Raw genomic sequence first — 15,571 nt, forward strand, 5'->3', positions numbered from 1 at the left:
CCGCCATGGCCGACGCCGGCATCGGCGACAGCAACGCCGACGGCAACACCTTCACGCCACTCGACGGCGGCTGCACCTGCGGCGCCGTGCGCTACCGCATGACCGCCGCGCCCCTCTTCGTGCACTGCTGCCACTGCCGCTGGTGCCAGCGCGAAACGGGCTCGTCCTTTGCGCTCAATGCGCTGATCGAGCCCGAGCACCTGCAGTTGCTGCAAGGCACGGTCGACGTCGTGCCGACGCCCTCGGCCAGCGGACGGGGCCAGAAGTACACGCGCTGTCCGCACTGCCGCATTGCGCTGTGGAGCAACTACGCAGGCGCCGGCGATGCCGTCTGCTTCGTGCGCGTGGGCACGCTCGACACACCCGACCGCCTGCCGCCGGACCTGCACATCTTCACGATGTCGAAGCAGCCGTGGGTGGTGCTGCCGCCCGGTGCCCCGGCGGTGACCGAGTACTACGACCGCAAGGACCACTGGCCGGCCGCGAGCCTCGCGCGCTGGCGCACGCTGCGCGACAGGCTGCGAGGCTAGGCGCTCGCCAGCCCCGCCAGCAGCTGCGGCAACAGGTCTTCCGAAGCGCCGCGCAACACCACCGAGGCAGCGTCGTCCAGGTGCGGTAGCGGCTCCATGTTGAGCGTGACGAGCCGGCTGCCGTGCGCCATCGCCAGTTCGGGGAGCTCGGCCGCTGGGTAGACGACGGTCGTGCTGCCGACCACCATGAAGAGGTCGGACTCCTTCGCGGCCACCTGGGCTTCGAGCAGCACGCCAGGGTTCAGCATCTCGCCGAACATCACCACGTCGGGCCGCGCACGCGCGCCGCAGCGCAGGCAGCGGTGGAACGGCCAGGGGCCGCTGCGGTTGCCGCAGCGGTCGCAGCGCCAGCGGCGCAGCGAGCCGTGGAGTTCGAGCACGTCGAGCCCGCCCGCCTGGGTCAGCAGGCCGTCGACGTTCTGCGTGACCAGGCGCGTCGCGGGGCGCAGCCGTTGCAACCGTGCGAGCGCCTCGTGTCCTGGATTGGGCGCGGCCGACTCGACGACCGACACGCGCTGGCCCCAGAACTTCACGAAGCCGGAAGGGTCGCGCTTCAGGTCTTCGGCATGGGAGAACTGCAGGGCGCTCTGGCGCTTCCACAGGCCGTCCGTGTCGCGGTAGGTCGGGATGCCCGAGGCCCGGGACAACCCGGCGCCGGAGAAAACGACGATGCGCCGGGCGGCGCGCAGCAGCGCAATGGCCGATTCGAGAGGAGCAGAAGAAGGAGATGTCGTTTCGGTCGTGAGGGGTCGCGTCATCGCTCTGGTTTTCGAAGATCGGAAGGCCCCGCGGCGGTGGCGCCGAGCCGTTGCGACACGGTGCCCGCGCAGGCCTTGAGTGCGCGCGAGATGTCCCCGTCCCACGCTGTCTGGAAGATGCCGGCCGGGCCGATGGCGGTCACGGCCAGCACGATGGCGCCGGTGTGGTCGAACACCGGCGCGGCCATGGCGCTCACGCCCTCGATCACCTCGCCGTCGGAGCGGCTGATGCCGTGTTCGCGCACTTCCTCGAGCTGGCGCTCGAAGTCGCTCCACGACGGCAGCGGCTGCACCGGCGGCATGCCGGCGGGCGGGGCGGGCTCGGCGGCGCCCTTGCGCTGCTTCTGGCGCTGGCGCTCTTCCTCGAGCAGCTGCCGCACCACCCCGGCATCGAGGTACGCCGCAAAGACGCGGCCCGAGGCCGTGTTGGTGAGCGAGAACACCGTGCCGTGCCGCATGTTCACATGCACCGGCGACGGCGACTCGGCGGTGCGGACGATGGTCGCGCCGCGCGCGCCCCACACCGCCAGCGCCACCGTGTGGCCGGTCTGCTGCGCCAGCGCGCCGATCAGCGGGGTGGCGATGTGCACCGGATCGGCCTGCTGCAGGCTGATGAGCCCCAGTTGCAAGGCCAGCGGTCCGAGCAGATAGTGGCCGCTGGCGCGGTCCTGCTCGATCAGCCCGAGCCGCCCGAAGCTCACCATGTAGGGATGGGCCTTGGCGGCCGTCATGTCGGCTTCGCGCGCCAGGTCTTTCAGCGCCATCGGCCGGCCGTGGTGCACCAGCGCGCGCAGCAACTGGCCACCGACCTCGATGCTCTGGATGCCGCGCTGGGCGGCGCGGTCGGTGTCAGGGGTGTCGCTGGATTCCTTGGTCACGGCCTGCCGATCGTTCGTTCATGAAGAAGGGATTAGACATTAACTGATCCACGGCTTACACTTCGGAAATTCGTTATCCGCGAATTCGTTCGCCTTAAACGAATTTCCTTCCACCCACACAGACCGGAGACACCCGATGAGCCAAGCCAAGAAGTTCGCCAGCCAGGCCGACATGGAAGAGAAGAAGATCACCTTCAGCCAGATCTCGGAACACGCCTGGGCCTATACCGCCGAGGGCGACCCGAACACCGGCATCGTGATCGGCGACGCCTCTGTGCTGGTGGCCGACACCCAGGCCACGCCCGCCATGGCGGCCGACGTGGTGCGCCGCATCCGCGAAGTGACCGACAAGCCCATCAAGTACGTGGTGCTCACGCATTACCACGCGGTGCGCGTGCTGGGCGCGGCCGGCTACGGCGCCCAACACATCCTGGCCAGCCAGGACACGCGCGACCTGATTGTGGAGCGCGGCGAGGCCGACAAGGCCAGCGAAATCGGCCGCTTCCCGCGCCTGTTCCAGAACGTCGAAACCGTGCCCCCCGGCCTGACCTGGCCCACCATGACCTTCACCGGCAGGATGACGCTGTGGCTCGGCAAGCTCGAGGTGCAACTGATCCAGCTGGGCCGCGGCCACACCAAGGGCGACACGGTCGTCTGGCTGCCGCAGGAGCGCACGCTGCTGTCGGGCGACCTGGTGGAGTTCGGCGCCACGCCGTACGCGGGCGACGCCTATTTCAAGGACTGGCCGCAGACGCTGGACAACATTGCCGCGCTCAAGCCCGCTGCGCTGGTGCCGGGCCGCGGCGCCGCGCTCACCACGCCGGCCGAAGTGGCCGAAGGCCTGACCGGCACACGCAACTTCATCTCCGACGTCTATGCGAGCGTGCAGGAAGGCGTGAAGGCCGGGCGCGACCTGAACACCGTCTACAAGGACACCTACGCCAGGCTCAAGCCCAAGTACAGCCAGTGGGTGATCTTCGACCACTGCATGCCGTTCGACGTGAGCCGTGCGTACGACGAAGCCTCGGGCCACGCAGACCCGCGCGTGTGGACGGCGGAACGGGACATCGAGATGTGGAAGGCGCTGGAAGGCTGAGGTCTGGCGCCCTCCCCCAAAAGGGGAAGGAGCAAAGCACAAGAGACACGGAGACATACGTGATCGACTACCAAAGCCTGCGCTTCGACTACCGACGCCACGCCGACCAGGACGCGGCCACGCCTGCCCATCACCCCGTGGTGATCGTCGGCGCCGGCCCGGTCGGCCTCACGCTCGCCATCGACCTCGCGCTGCACCGGATTCCGGTGGTGCTGCTCGACAACGACAACACCCTCTCCAGCGGCTCGCGCGCGATCTGCTTCGCCAAGCGCACGCTCGAGGTGTTCGACCGCCTCGGCTGCGGCGACCGCATGGTCGACAAGGGCGTGTCGTGGCACGTCGGCAAGGTGTTCTTCCATGACGAGCAGGTCTATCGCTTCGACCTGCTGCCCGAACCCGGCCACGAGCGCCCGGCCTTCATCAACCTGCAGCAGTACTACGTCGAGGGCTACCTCGTCGAACGCGCCGCGGCGCTGCCGCTGATCGACCTGCGCTGGAACCACAAGGTGACGGGCATCGAACAGCGCGACGACGGCGCCGTGCTCACGGTGGAGACGCCCGAGGGCGACTACCGGCTGTCGGCCGGCTACGTCGGCGCCTGCGACGGCTCGCGCTCCAACCTGCGCCAACTGCTGGGCCTCGAAGCCAAGGGCCGCGTGTTCCGCGACCGCTTCCTGATCGCCGACATCACGATGGACGCGCAGCTCCCCACGGAGCGCCGCTTCTGGTTCGACCCCTCGTTCCACCCCGGCCAGAGCGTGCTGCTGCACAAGCAGGCCGACGGCATGTGGCGGGTCGACTTCCAGCTCGGCTGGGACGCCGACCCGGTGGAAGAGCGCAAGCCCGAGAACATCACGCCGCGCGTGCGGGCGCTGCTCAACAGCATCGGCTTCGAGGGGGTGCAGTTCCAGATCGGCTGGGCCAGCGTCTACACCTTCGCCTGCCAGCGCATGGAGCACTTCCGCCATGGCCGCGTGCTGTTCGCGGGCGACTCGGCGCATGGCGTGTCGCCCTTCGGCGCGCGCGGCGCCAACTCGGGCGTGCAGGATGCCGACAACCTGGCATGGAAGCTCGCGGCCGTGCTCCAGGGCGAGGCGCCCGACGCGCTGCTCGACAGCTACGCCAGCGAGCGCGAGTTCGCGGCCGACGAGAACATCCGCAACTCCACGCGCGCGACCGACTTCATCACGCCCAAGAGCGAGGTGAGCCGCCTCTTCCGCGACGCGGTGCTGACGCTGACGAAGCGCCATGCCTTCGCGCGCACGCTGGTCAACAGCGGGCGGCTGTCGGTGCCCTCGGTGCTGCGCGACTCGCCGCTCAACACGCCCGACACCGACGCGTTCAAGGGTGCGATGGTGCCGGGCACCGCGGCGGCCGATGCGCCGACCGTGCGGGCCGACGGCAGCACCGGCTGGCTGCTGCGCGAATGCCATGCGGCGCGGTTCACCGCGCTGGTGTTCGGCCAGGGCGACGCGGCCGAACGCAGCCTGCAGGCGCTGAAGGCCGGCGACCTCCCCTTGCACATCGTGCGCGTGGAAGCCGCAACACCCGAAGGCGAACTCGCCATGCAGCGCTACGACGCGCAACCCGGTACCGTGTACCTGCTGCGACCCGACCAGCACGTGTGCGCGCGCTGGCGGCAACCCACGGCAGCGAGCATCCGCGCCGCCATCGACCACGCACTGGCAAAGGCATGAGCACCATGCAACAGCAACTGATCACCACGCCGAACCTCGAGGCCCCCGACGATTTCTACGAGGCGCTCATCGAGGCGCATCAAGGACTCTCCACCGAAGAGAGCCACGCCTTCAACGCGCGGCTCGTGCTCGTGCTGGCCAACCACATCGGCTCGCTCGCCGTGCTGCGCGAAGCCTTCGACGCCGCGCGCGGCAGCTAGCCCCAAGCATTCCAACTTCGTCGCGATTTTCGAAAGAGAACACCATGACCAACGCCAACGCCACCGATCGGCGCTACCAAAGCGGCTTCGGCAACGAATACGCCTCCGAAGCCGTTGCAGGCGCCCTGCCGCAGGGCCGCAGCAACCCGCAGCGCGGTCCCTTCGACCTCTACACCGAGCTGCTCTCGGGCACCGCCTTCACCGCGCCGCGCCACGAGAACCGCCGCACCTGGCTGTACCGCCGCCAGCCCTCGGTGGTGTCGGGCCGCTACCAGCCGCATGCACAGCCGCACTGGACCACCGGCGCCGACCGCGAGATCGCGCTGCCGCCCGAGCCGCTGCGCTGGCATCCGCTGCCGCTGGCCGGCGCCGCGGAAGCCGACTTCATCGACGGCATGCACACCGTCGCCGCCAACGGCGACGCCGAATCGCAGGTCGGCATCGGTTCGCTCATGTACCTCGCGGGCCGCTCGATGGAGCGCCGCGCCTTCGTCAACGCCGACGGCGAGATGCTGGTGGTGCCGCAGCAGGGCCGCCTCGTGATCACCACCGAGCTCGGCGTGCTCGACGTGAAGCCGGGCGAAATCGCGGTGCTGCCGCGCGGCATGGTCTTCAAGGTCGCATTGCCGGACGGCCTCTCGCGCGGCTATGTCTGCGAGAACTACGGCGCGCATTTCCGCCTGCCGGAGCTGGGCCCGATCGGCTCGAACGGGCTGGCCAACGCGCGCGATTTCCAGGCGCCCGTGGCGGCCTTCGAGGAAGACGGCGGTGCCTACGAACTCGTCAAGAAATTCGGCGGCCGCTTCTGGAAGGCGCCGACGAAGCAGTCGCCCTTCAACGTGGTCGCCTGGCACGGCAACCTCGCGCCGGTGAAGTACGACACGGCGAACTTCATGGTGATCGGTTCGATCAGCTTCGACCATCCCGATCCGTCGATCTTCACCGTGCTGACCTCGCCGAGCGACACGCCCGGCACCGCCAACTGCGACTTCGTGATCTTCCCGCCGCGCTGGATGGTGATGGAGAACACCTTCCGCCCGCCGTGGTTCCACCGCAACCTCATGAGCGAGTTCATGGGGCTGGTGCTCGGCGAGTACGACGCCAAGCCGGGCGGCTTCAAGCCCGGCGGCGCGAGCCTGCACAACTGCATGGTGCCGCACGGCCCCGACGAGGAAGCCTTCGACAAGGCCACGCATGCCGACCTCAAGCCGCACAAGCTCGACAACACGCTGGCCTTCATGTTCGAGAGCCGCTACCGCTTCATTCCGACGAACTTCGCGCTGAAGAGCCCGGCGCTCGACACCGACTATGCGGACTGCTGGGCCGGCCTCGAGGACCAGTTCAAGCCATGAAGAAAGCCTTCGCCCTCACGCGCCGCGCAGCGGCCGTCGCCCTGCTGGCCGCGCCGTTCATCGCACACGCGGCGGACTTTCCGTCGAAGCCGATCCGCTTCATCGTGCCCTACGCGCCCGGTGGCACCACCGATCTCGTGGCGCGCACCGTGGGCCAGAAGGTCTCGGAGAAGCTCGGCCAGCCGGTGCTGATCGACAACCGCGGCGGTGCGGGCGGCAACATCGGCATGGATGCCGTGGCCAAGGCCGCGCCCGACGGCCACACCATCGGCTTCGGCGCGATCTCGACCAACGCGCTGAACCCGCACATCTACAAGTCGATGGCCTTCGACCCGCGCCGCGACTTCACGGCGATCAGCCTGCTGGGCACCTCGACCATCGTGCTCGAAGTGCCCGCGGTCTCGCCGATCAAGTCGGTGCCCGACCTGATCGCGGCCGCGAAAAAGACCCCCGGCCTGCCCTACGCCACGGCTGGCGCGGGCACTTCGATGAACCTCGCGGGCGTGATGTTCGCGCAGATGACGGGCACGGAGCTCGTGCACGTGGCCTACAAGGGCAGCGGCCCGGCCATCACCGACATGCTGGGCAACAACATCGGCGTGATGTTCGACAACCTGCCGGCGTCGCTGCCGCACATCCAGGGCGGCAAGCTGCGCGCACTGGCGGTGGCGGGCGCGACGCGCTCGCCGTCGCTGCCCGATGTGCCGACGATGGCCGAAGCCGGACTCAAGGGCTATGCGCTGGAGCCGTGGTTCGGCGTGTACGGCCCAGCGAACCTGCCGGCACCGGTGGTGAAGGCGTTGAACGAAGCCTTCGCCGAAGCGCTCGCCATGCCCGACGTGAAGGCCAAGCTGCAGCAGGCGGGCTTCTCGCCGCGCGGCTCGACCGCGCAGGAGCTGGCCACGCTCACCCAAACCGAATACCAACGCCTCGGCGACGTCGCGCGCAAGGCCGGCATGACCGCCGATTGAACAGATCCACAGAAAGACATCCATGACCGCACTGAACGCCACCCATGACCCGAAGCTGCGCAGCTGGGTCGCCTCGGCCAACGAAACCGGCGCCGACTTCCCGATCCAGAACCTGCCCTTCGGCCGCTTTCGCGCCGCGGGCAGCAGCGAGGCTTTTCGCATCGGCGTCGCCATCGGCGACCAGGTGCTGGACCTGAAGGCCGCCGGCCTGGTCGACACCGACGACATGAATGCGCTGATGAACGCGAGCGTGAAGGAGCGGCAAGCCCTGCGTGCCGCGATCTCGGCGGGCCTCGCCGAAGGCAGCGACAGGCAGGCCGCGTGGTCGAAGGCGCTGCTTGCGCAGGCCAAGGCCGAAATGACCGTGCCCTGCCGCATCGGCGACTACACCGACTTCTACACCGGCATCCACCACGCGACCACCATCGGCAAGCTGTTCCGCCCCGACCAGCCGCTGATGCCCAACTACAAGTGGGTGCCCATCGGCTACCACGGCCGCGCCTCGTCCATCGGCGTGAGCGGCCAGACCTTCAAGCGCCCGCAGGGCCAGACCAAGGCACCCGACGCCGCCGCGCCGAGCTTCGGCCCCTCGAAGCGGCTCGACTACGAGCTGGAGCTGGGTTTTCTCGTCGGCCGCGGCAACGCGCTCGGCGAGCCCATCGCCATCGGCGAAGCCGAAGACCACCTGTTCGGCGTGACGCTGCTCAACGACTGGTCGGCGCGCGACCTGCAGGCCTGGGAGTACCAGCCGCTCGGCCCGTTCCTCTCGAAGAATTTCGCAAGCACGCTGTCGCCGTGGATCGTGTCGATGGAAGCGCTGGCGCCGTTCCGGGCCAAATTCGAGCGGCCGGCGGAAGATCCGCAGCCGCTGCCCTACCTCGATGCCGCGTCGAACCGCGACAGCGGCGCGCTCGACATCACGCTCGAGGTGCTGCTGCAGACCGCGAAGATGCGCGCCGCCGGTGAAGCACCCGCGCGCCTCACACGCGGCAACACCACCGAGGCCTGCTACTGGACCGCCGCGCAGCTCATCACCCACCACACCGTCAACGGCTGCAACCTGCAGCCCGGCGACCTGCTGGGCTCGGGCACGCTCTCGGGGCCGAAGCCCGACGAGGCCGGTTCGCTGATGGAACTCACGCTGGGCGGCAAGCAGCCGATCACGCTGCCCAATGGCGAGAAGCGCACCTTCCTGGAAGATGGCGACATGCTGGTCATGCGCGGCTACTGCGAGCGCGCGGGCGCTGTGCGCATCGGACTGGGCGAAGTCAGCGGGACAGTGGCGGCCTGAGACTTCCCGTGTTGTCCCCTCTCCCAGAGGGAGAGGGAGAAAGACTGTCAGGGCGCGGGTGCGGCGGCTGCAGCCGGCCACGCCACTTCGCTCGCCACCCGCGGCTTGCCCACCGGCGCGGTCGCCTTGCCGATCTTGATGGCCGCCATGTCGGCCTCACTCGGGTACTGGTCCATCAGCCAGTAGTCGAACACGCGGCGCGCAATGGGTGCCGCGGCGCCTGCGCCCCAGCCCGCGTTCTCGACGATCACCGCGACGGCGATCTTCGGGTCGTTGGCCGGAGCGAAGGCCATGAACAGTGCGTGGTCGCGCTGGTGCTCTTCGAGCGCGCGGGCGTTGTACTTGGTGTTCTGCGCCTGCGTCACGGCCTGCGCCGTGCCGGTCTTGCCGGCCGCCTGGTAGCCCGCGCCGGCGAACACGCCGCGCGCGGTGCCGCTGGTGACCACGCTGATCAGGCCCTCGCGGACCACCGCGACGTTGGCCGCCGTGAAGCCGAGGTTTTCCGCCGGAGGCTGCGGCAGCGGCACCACCTGCCCGCTCACCGTGTTGCGCGTGGCCAGCACGAGGTGCGGCTTGTGCTTCAGGCCGCCATCGGCCACGATGGCCGTGGCCTGCGCGAGCTGCAGCATCGTGAAGGCGTTGTAGCCCTGGCCGATGCCGAGCGAGATGGTCTCGCCCGCATACCACTTCTTCTGCTCGGGCCGCTTGTAGGCATTGCGCTTCCACTCGGTGCTCGGCAGCACGCCGCGCACCTCGCCGCCCAGGTCGATGCCGGTGATCTGGCCGAAGCCCAACGGCTTCATGGCGTCATGGATCACGTCCACACCCATCTCGTTGGCCAGCGAGTAGTAGTAGATGTTGCTCGACAGCTGGATCGAGCGGCGCATGTCGACGCCGCCGATGTTGCCCTCGGGACTGCCGAAGCGATGGCCGCCGAAGTTGAAGTAGCCGGGGTCGTTGATCACCACGCTGGGCCCGCGCTTGCCGGTCTGCAGCGCGGCCAGCGCCATGAACGGCTTGTAGGTCGAACCGGGCGGGTAGGTGCCGCGCAGCGCGCGGTTCAGCAGTGGCTTGTCGAGCGATTCGGTCAGCGCCGCCCAGCTTTCGGTGTCGATGCCTTCGACGAACAGGTTGGGATCGAAGGTGGGCTTGCTCACGAAGGCCAGCACTTCGCCGGTCTTGGGATCGATGGCCACCAGCGCACCGCGGCGGTCGCCGAACATGTCTTCCACCAGCTTCTGCAGCTTGATGTCGAGCGACAGCATCACCGTGTTGCCCGGCGTGGCCGGATGGCTCGCGAGCCGGCGCACTGCGCGGCCGCCGGCGGAGGTTTCCATCTGCTCGACGCCGGTCTGGCCGTGCAGCGTCTTCTCGTAGCTCTGCTCGATGCCGAGCTTGCCGATGTAGTCGGTGCCCTTGTAGTTGGCCTGCTCGTCCTCGTCCCAGTCTTCCATCGCGGCCTTCTCGCGCTGGTTGATGCGGCCGATGTAGCCGAGCACATGCGAAGCGAGTTCGGCGTGGGGGTAGTTGCGGAACAGGCGCGCCTTGATCTCCACGCCCGGGAAGCGGTAGCGCTGGGCCGCGAAGCGCGCGACCTCTTCGTCGCTCAGGCGGGTGCGGATGGGAATGGAATCGAAGCTGCGCGAGTCCTCGCGCAGGCGCTTGAAGCGGCGGCGGTCGCGCGGCGTGACTTCGAGCACCTGCGTCAGGCTGTCGATGGTCTCCTCGACATCGCCGACCTTCGAAGGCGTGATTTCCAGCGTGTAGGCCGAGTAGTTCGAGGCCAGCACGATGCCGTTGCGATCGAGGATCAGGCCCCGGTTGGGCACCACCGGCACGATGGCCGTCCGGTTGCTCTCGGCCTGCTCGGCCAGGTCTTCATGGCGCGTGACCTGCAGGTAGACCAGCCGCGCACTCAGCAAGCTGAAGGCAAAAAGCACCGCAAGGCCGATCACGATCACCCGGCGCTTGAAGCGTGCGAGGTCGGCGGCGACATTGCGGATTTCGGTCATGGCGGCGGGAGCTTAGGCGCGTGCAGGCGCAATGGCAAATGCGGGCCCATAGCCGTACAAAAGCGGCGCAGATCCGTCGCAGGACACAGCGGAACGGGCTTTGCCCGGCCGCTGGTGTTGCCCCCGGCGAGGGGGTGGGCACAGCGACACGAAGTGCGCGAAGCCTGGGGGCGAGCTCATAGCGGGCGGTTCTCGTCGGGTTCCGGGGTGCGGAGTTGAGGGGCCAGCAAAAGGGCTGTGACCAGGGGCCAGAGCGCGGCCTCGATGGCCGGCGAGATCAGCACTGTCCAGCCCGGGAACACGCCGCCGCCGATCATCCGCGTGATGACCTCGACCAACTGCGACAGCGCGAAGAGCGGCAGCACCTGCAGCGCCTGCGACGCCACCGGATACCAGAGCAGGCGCCGGTGGATCATGATCGCGAAGAAGCCCAGCGTCGTATAGGACAGCGCATGCTGGCCCAGCATGGAGGCCTGGTGCACGTCCATGCACAGGCCGAAGACGAAGGCCGCGCCGATGCCCACGCGCGAGGGCTGGTGCACGCCCCAGAACACGATCACCAGTGCCAGCAGGTCGGGCATCCAGGCGGCGCGACCGATGGGGATCATGTTGATCAGCAGCGCCACGATGAGGCTGGACCACATGAAGAGCGGGCTGACGGGCAGCAAGAGCTGCTGCTGGCCGGGGCGCTTGATCATCGCGTGCCTCCCGCGGGTTTTTTCTCGTTCTTGCCCGCGCCGGGCTTGCCCTCGGGCCGCTTGCGCTGCGCGGCCGCCGGCGCGGCGGGCGGTGCCGTCGGGGCACCGGTGGGCGCGAGCACCAGCACGTAGCGCGCGGCGGTCACGCGGGCGAACGGCACGCAGTAGATGCGGGCAAAGGCCGAATCGGCACGCCGCTCGATGCGTTCGATCTTCGCGACCGGCAGGCCGGCCGGATAGATGCCGTCGACGCCGCTGGTGGAGAGCAGGTCGCCCTCCTGCAGGTCGGCATTGGCGGCCATGAAACGCAGCTCCAGGCCGCTGCCGTGGGCCGATGCGTCGCCGAAGGCCACGCTGCGCACGCCGGTGCGGGTGTTCTGCACGGGGATCGCCAGGTCGCGGTCGATCACCAGCGTGACTTCGCTCGTGAAAGGCAGCACCTGCGTGACCTGGCCGAGCACGCCGCGCGCGTCGATCACCGGCGAGCCCGGCGCCACGCCCTGCGCCAGGCCCTGGTCGATGACGATCTTGCGGGTGTAGGGGTCGGCCGCGTCGTAGAGCACCTCGGCCGCGCGGCCCGGCGTGGTCGTGGTCTGGCGCAGTTCGAGCAGCTCGCGCAGGCGTGCGTTGTCCTGTGCCAGCGTGTCGGCCTGGCTCGCGCGCTCGGCCTGCATCATCAGCGCCTTGCGGGCGTCGGCTTCGTTGCGCTGGGCGGTCTGCAGGTCTTCGAGATAGCGGCCGCCGCCGAGCACGGCCTGCACCGGCTTGAGCGCCACCCATTGCACCGGGTAGAGCACCGCGCCGATGGTCGTGCGGATCGGCTGCACGAGATGAAAGCGCGCATCGGCCACCATGAGAAACAGGGCCAGCGCGCCGAAGAAGATCAGCTTGCTGAGTGCCGACTGCCCCTGGTTGAACAGGGGTGGCGCTGTGCGATCGAGCGTGCCCAGAGGCATGAATTCAGACCTGGCGGTAGTGCTGCATCAAATAACAAAAGGCCGGCCTGCGCAAGCAGAGGCCGGCCGATGAGGGCGGTCGCGTCCTCACTCGCTCGTGAAGATGCTTCCCAGACGGTCCATGCGTTCCAACGCGATGCCACAGCCGCGCACCACGCAGGTCAGCGGGTCTTCGGCCACGAGCACCGGCAGGCCGGTTTCCTCGGCCAGCAGGCGATCGAGGTCGCGCAACAGCGCGCCGCCGCCGGTCAGCATCATGCCGCGCTCGGCGATGTCGGCGCCCAGCTCGGGCGGCGTCTGCTCCAGCGCGTTCTTCACGGCCGAGACGATGTTGTTGAGGGGGTCGGTCAGGGCTTCCAGCACTTCGTTGCTGCTGATGGTGAAGCTGCGCGGCACGCCTTCGGAAAGGTTGCGGCCCTTGACTTCCATTTCCTTGACTTCGGAGCCCGGGAAGGCCGAGCCGATGTTCTTCTTGATGACTTCGGCCGTCGGCTCGCCGATCAGCATGCCGTAGTTGCGGCGGATGTAATTGATGATGGCTTCGTCGAAGCGGTCGCCGCCGACGCGGACCGAGCCCTTGTAGACCATGCCGCCCAGGCTGATGACGCCCACTTCGGTGGTGCCGCCGCCGATGTCGACCACCATCGAGCCCGAAGCCTCGCTGACGGGCAGGCCGGCGCCGATGGCCGCGGCCATGGGTTCCTCGATCAGGTAGACGGAGGTGGCGCCTGCCGCCTCGGCCGCGTCCTTGATGGCGCGGCGCTCGACCTGGGTCGAGCCGCAGGGCACGCAGATGATGATGCGCGGGCTCGGCGTGAGCAGCGTGCGCGGGTGCACCATCTTGATGAACTGCTTGATCATCTGCTCGGTGATCACGAAGTCGGCGATCACGCCGTCCTTCATCGGGCGGATCGCCTCGATGTTGCCGGGCACCTTGCCCAGCATGGCCTTGGCCTCGCGGCCGACGGCCTGGATCACCTTCTTGCCGTGGGGGCCGCCTTCATGGCGGATGGCGACGACGGAAGGCTCGTCCAGCACGATGCCCTTGTTGCGGGCAAATATCAGGGTGTTGGCGGTGCCGAGGTCGATCGCAAGGTCGGTGGAAAAGTACCGACGGAAAGCTCCAAACATGTGCGGAATCCTCTGAGCACGGCCTGCGCGTCGGCAGGTCGTCGCTCTATTTTTGGGTCGTTTGACGGGGTGAATTGATCGTTTTTGGCGCAAAAGCCGGCGCGTTCGCGGGGGTTGCGGCAAAGGCGGGATAATACCCGAATCCCCTCTGATTCCCGTGTTAGCACCCTCTTCGGCGTGCGATTACCTTCGGTTTTTTGACCGGTTCGACCCATGTCCCTTAGCGCCTCAGACATTGCACGCATCGCCTCCCTGGCGAGGCTGCAGCTCGCTCCCAACGAAAGCGAGCGCATGCTTAGCCAGATCAATGGCTTCTTTGACCTGGTCGAACGCATGCGTTCGGTCGACACCGCCGGCATCGAGCCGCTGGCCCACCCGGTGGCCGCGATCGAAGACATCACGCTGCGGCTGCGCGACGACATCGTGAGCGAACCCGACAACCGCGAAGCCAACCAGAAGAGCGCCCCGGCCGTCGAAGCCGGCCTGTTCCTCGTGCCCAAGGTGATCGAATGATGAGCGGCGAGCTGCACCAGATGGGCGTGGTCGCCCTGGCCAAGGCATTGGCCGACCGCAAGGTCTCGGCCGTCGAAGCCTCGCAGGCCTTCCTCGGCCGCATGAAGGCCCACGAATCGCTCGGCACCTTTGTCGCCGTGAATGAAGAAGTTACGCTGGCCCAGGCCCGCGCGGCCGACGCGCAGATCGCTGCGGGCAACGCCCCGGCGCTGGCCGGCGTGCCGATCGCGCACAAGGACATCTTCGTCACCACCGATTTCGCCACCACCGCCGGCTCGAAGATGCTCGCGGGCTACCGCTCGCCCTTCGACGCGACCGTGGTGCGCCGGCTGGCCGAGGCCGGCGCGGTCACGCTCGGCAAGCTGAGCTGCGACGAATTCGCGATGGGCTCGGCCAACGAGAACGTCGCCGTGCCCGCCGTCGGCCACGACAAGGCCATGCCGGTGCAGAACCCGTGGAACCGCGAACGCATCCCGGGTGGCTCCTCGGGCGCCAGCGCGGCCGCCGTGGCGGCGCGCCTCGCCCCCGCGGCCACCGGCACCGACACCGGCGGCTCGATCCGCCAGCCGGCCTCGTTCTGCGGTGTGACCGGCATCAAGCCGACCTACGGCCGCGCCTCGCGCTACGGCATGGTGGCCTTCGCATCGAGCCTCGACCAGGCCGGCCCGATGGCCCGCTCGGCCGAAGACTGCGCGCTGCTGCTGTCAGCCTTCTGCGGCCCTGATCTGGACCGCGACTCGACCTCGATCGACAAGCCCGCCGAAAACTTCGGCCGCTCGCTGAACGACTCGCTCGAAGGCCTGCGCATCGGCGTTCCGAAGGAGTTCTTCGGCGAAGGCGTGGCGCCCGGCGTGCGCGCCGCGATCGACGCGGCGCTCGCGCAGTACGAGAAGCTCGGCGCGAAGCGCGTCGAGGTCTCGCTGCCGCGCACCGAGCTGTCGATTCCCGTGTACTACATCCTGGCCGCGGCCGAGGCCTCGAGCAACCTGAGCCGCTTCGACGGCGTCAAGTTCGGCCACCGCGCGAAGCAGTACAAGGACCTGTCCGACATGTACGAACGCACGCGCGCCGAAGGCTTCGGCGACGAGGTGAAGCGCCGCATCATGATCGGCACCTACGTGCTCTCGCACGGCTACTACGACGCGTACTACCTGCAGGCGCAGAAGGTGCGCCGCATGATCGCCGACGACTTCCAGCAGGCGTTGAAGCAATGCGACGTGATCGCCGGCCCCGCCGCGCCGACCACCGCCTGGAAGATCGGCGAGCACGGCGACGACCCGGTGGCCGACTACCTCGCCGACATCTTCACGCTGCCTGCATCGCTCGCCGGCCTCCCCGGCATGAGCGTGCCCGCGGGCTTCGACAGCGGCATGCCAGTCGGCCTGCAGTTGATCGGCAACTACTTCGGCGAAGCGAAGCTGCTGAACGCAGCGCACCGCTTCCAGCAAGCCACCGACTGGCACACGCGCACGCCGGAGGGCTTTTGAG

15 protein-coding genes are annotated in these 15,571 nt (G+C 68.5%); 9 read left to right on the forward strand and 6 right to left on the reverse strand.

The genetic code is table 11. The features are described 5' to 3' along the window. The first annotated feature begins 5 nt into the window (after positions 1–5). Positions 6–530 carry a GFA family protein gene (locus tag AC1DXX_RS05635; protein WP_478133185.1) on the forward strand — a complete coding sequence of 175 codons (525 nt, stop codon included), beginning with the start codon at positions 6–8 and terminating at the stop codon, positions 528–530. Here the strand turns inward: AC1DXX_RS05635 and AC1DXX_RS05640 are convergent. Continuing rightward, positions 527–1,288, reverse strand: a complete 762-nt coding sequence (locus AC1DXX_RS05640; protein WP_478133186.1) for an SIR2 family NAD-dependent protein deacylase — start codon at positions 1,286–1,288, stop codon at positions 527–529. The two genes, AC1DXX_RS05635 and AC1DXX_RS05640, sit on opposite strands and share 4 nt — an antisense overlap. After that, positions 1,285–2,166 (reverse strand): IclR family transcriptional regulator, encoded by an 882-nt coding sequence (locus AC1DXX_RS05645; protein WP_478133187.1) that lies wholly within the window; start codon positions 2,164–2,166, stop codon positions 1,285–1,287. Before AC1DXX_RS05645 ends, AC1DXX_RS05640 begins: the two co-directional genes overlap by 4 nt. 136 nt (positions 2,167–2,302) lie before the next feature. Here AC1DXX_RS05645 and AC1DXX_RS05650 point away from each other — a divergent pair, with 136 nt between their 5' ends. From AC1DXX_RS05650 to fahA, 6 genes are read left to right on the forward strand one after another with little or no spacing between them, the layout of a single operon-like run. Further along, entirely contained in the window at positions 2,303–3,262 is a 960-nt protein-coding gene (locus tag AC1DXX_RS05650) for an MBL fold metallo-hydrolase (RefSeq protein ID WP_478133188.1), read from the forward strand. A gap of 59 nt (positions 3,263–3,321) precedes the next feature. After that, positions 3,322–4,959 (forward strand): FAD-dependent oxidoreductase, encoded by a 1,638-nt coding sequence (locus AC1DXX_RS05655; protein ID WP_478133189.1) that lies wholly within the window; start codon positions 3,322–3,324, stop codon positions 4,957–4,959. A gap of 5 nt (positions 4,960–4,964) precedes the next feature. After that, on the forward strand, positions 4,965–5,159 hold the full coding sequence (locus tag AC1DXX_RS05660; protein WP_478133260.1) for a DUF2783 domain-containing protein: 195 nt from the start codon (positions 4,965–4,967) through the stop codon (positions 5,157–5,159). Between the two features lie 44 nt (positions 5,160–5,203). Next, positions 5,204–6,511, forward strand: coding sequence for a homogentisate 1,2-dioxygenase (gene hmgA / locus AC1DXX_RS05665; RefSeq protein WP_478133190.1), 1,308 nt, complete (start codon positions 5,204–5,206; stop codon positions 6,509–6,511). Beyond that, positions 6,508–7,482 (forward strand): Bug family tripartite tricarboxylate transporter substrate binding protein, encoded by a 975-nt coding sequence (locus tag AC1DXX_RS05670; protein WP_478133191.1) that lies wholly within the window; start codon positions 6,508–6,510, stop codon positions 7,480–7,482. The genes hmgA and AC1DXX_RS05670 overlap by 4 nt, the downstream gene beginning before the upstream one ends. A gap of 22 nt (positions 7,483–7,504) precedes the next feature. Then, positions 7,505–8,773: a fumarylacetoacetase gene (gene fahA, locus AC1DXX_RS05675; RefSeq protein WP_478133192.1), complete on the forward strand. Its 1,269-nt coding sequence runs from the start codon at positions 7,505–7,507 to the stop codon at positions 8,771–8,773. Between the two features lie 47 nt (positions 8,774–8,820). Here fahA and mrdA read toward each other — a convergent pair whose 3' ends face one another. The 4 genes from mrdA to AC1DXX_RS05695 form a co-directional block, all read right to left on the reverse strand. After that, entirely contained in the window at positions 8,821–10,785 is a 1,965-nt protein-coding gene (mrdA, locus tag AC1DXX_RS05680; protein ID WP_478133193.1) for a penicillin-binding protein 2, read from the reverse strand. 176 nt (positions 10,786–10,961) lie between these two features. After that, the gene (gene mreD, locus AC1DXX_RS05685) at positions 10,962–11,483 is read right to left on the reverse strand and encodes a rod shape-determining protein MreD (RefSeq protein WP_478133194.1); all 522 of its coding nucleotides are present in this window, start codon (positions 11,481–11,483) and stop codon (positions 10,962–10,964) included. Then, complete coding sequence (gene mreC, locus AC1DXX_RS05690) at positions 11,480–12,439, reverse strand: rod shape-determining protein MreC (protein ID WP_478133195.1); 960 nt, start codon at positions 12,437–12,439, stop codon at positions 11,480–11,482. Before mreC ends, mreD begins: the two co-directional genes overlap by 4 nt. Before the next feature lie 87 nt (positions 12,440–12,526). Continuing rightward, complete coding sequence (locus AC1DXX_RS05695) at positions 12,527–13,570, reverse strand: rod shape-determining protein (protein WP_007833435.1); 1,044 nt, start codon at positions 13,568–13,570, stop codon at positions 12,527–12,529. Positions 13,571–13,783: 213 nt separating this feature from the next. Here AC1DXX_RS05695 and gatC point away from each other — a divergent pair, with 213 nt between their 5' ends. After that, positions 13,784–14,083: an Asp-tRNA(Asn)/Glu-tRNA(Gln) amidotransferase subunit GatC gene (gene gatC, locus AC1DXX_RS05700; RefSeq protein ID WP_478133196.1), complete on the forward strand. Its 300-nt coding sequence runs from the start codon at positions 13,784–13,786 to the stop codon at positions 14,081–14,083. Further along, positions 14,083–15,570, forward strand: a complete 1,488-nt coding sequence (gene gatA / locus AC1DXX_RS05705; protein ID WP_478133197.1) for an Asp-tRNA(Asn)/Glu-tRNA(Gln) amidotransferase subunit GatA — start codon at positions 14,083–14,085, stop codon at positions 15,568–15,570. Before gatC ends, gatA begins: the two co-directional genes overlap by 1 nt. Position 15,571 lies beyond the last annotated feature (1 nt).

It is taken from the genome of Variovorax sp. P4_B10 (assembly GCF_056402375.1).

Bases quoted from the DNA above. Each gene is read 5' to 3' on its own strand.
- mreD (WP_478133194.1), bottom strand. From the start codon at position 11,483: ATGATCAAGCGCCCCGGCCAGCAGCAGCTCTTGCTGCCCGTCAGCCCG.
- AC1DXX_RS05670 (WP_478133191.1), top strand. From the start codon at position 6,508: ATGAAGAAAGCCTTCGCCCTCACGCGCCGCGCAGCGGCCGTCGCCCTG.
- mreC (WP_478133195.1), bottom strand. From the start codon at position 12,439: ATGCCTCTGGGCACGCTCGATCGCACAGCGCCACCCCTGTTCAACCAG.
- AC1DXX_RS05660 (WP_478133260.1), top strand. From the start codon at position 4,965: ATGCAACAGCAACTGATCACCACGCCGAACCTCGAGGCCCCCGACGAT.
- AC1DXX_RS05640 (WP_478133186.1), bottom strand. From the start codon at position 1,288: ATGACGCGACCCCTCACGACCGAAACGACATCTCCTTCTTCTGCTCCT.
- gatC (WP_478133196.1), top strand. From the start codon at position 13,784: ATGTCCCTTAGCGCCTCAGACATTGCACGCATCGCCTCCCTGGCGAGG.
- AC1DXX_RS05650 (WP_478133188.1), top strand. From the start codon at position 2,303: ATGAGCCAAGCCAAGAAGTTCGCCAGCCAGGCCGACATGGAAGAGAAG.
- mrdA (WP_478133193.1), bottom strand. From the start codon at position 10,785: ATGACCGAAATCCGCAATGTCGCCGCCGACCTCGCACGCTTCAAGCGC.
- AC1DXX_RS05695 (WP_007833435.1), bottom strand. From the start codon at position 13,570: ATGTTTGGAGCTTTCCGTCGGTACTTTTCCACCGACCTTGCGATCGAC.
- hmgA (WP_478133190.1), top strand. From the start codon at position 5,204: ATGACCAACGCCAACGCCACCGATCGGCGCTACCAAAGCGGCTTCGGC.
- AC1DXX_RS05635 (WP_478133185.1), top strand. From the start codon at position 6: ATGGCCGACGCCGGCATCGGCGACAGCAACGCCGACGGCAACACCTTC.
- gatA (WP_478133197.1), top strand. From the start codon at position 14,083: ATGAGCGGCGAGCTGCACCAGATGGGCGTGGTCGCCCTGGCCAAGGCA.
- fahA (WP_478133192.1), top strand. From the start codon at position 7,505: ATGACCGCACTGAACGCCACCCATGACCCGAAGCTGCGCAGCTGGGTC.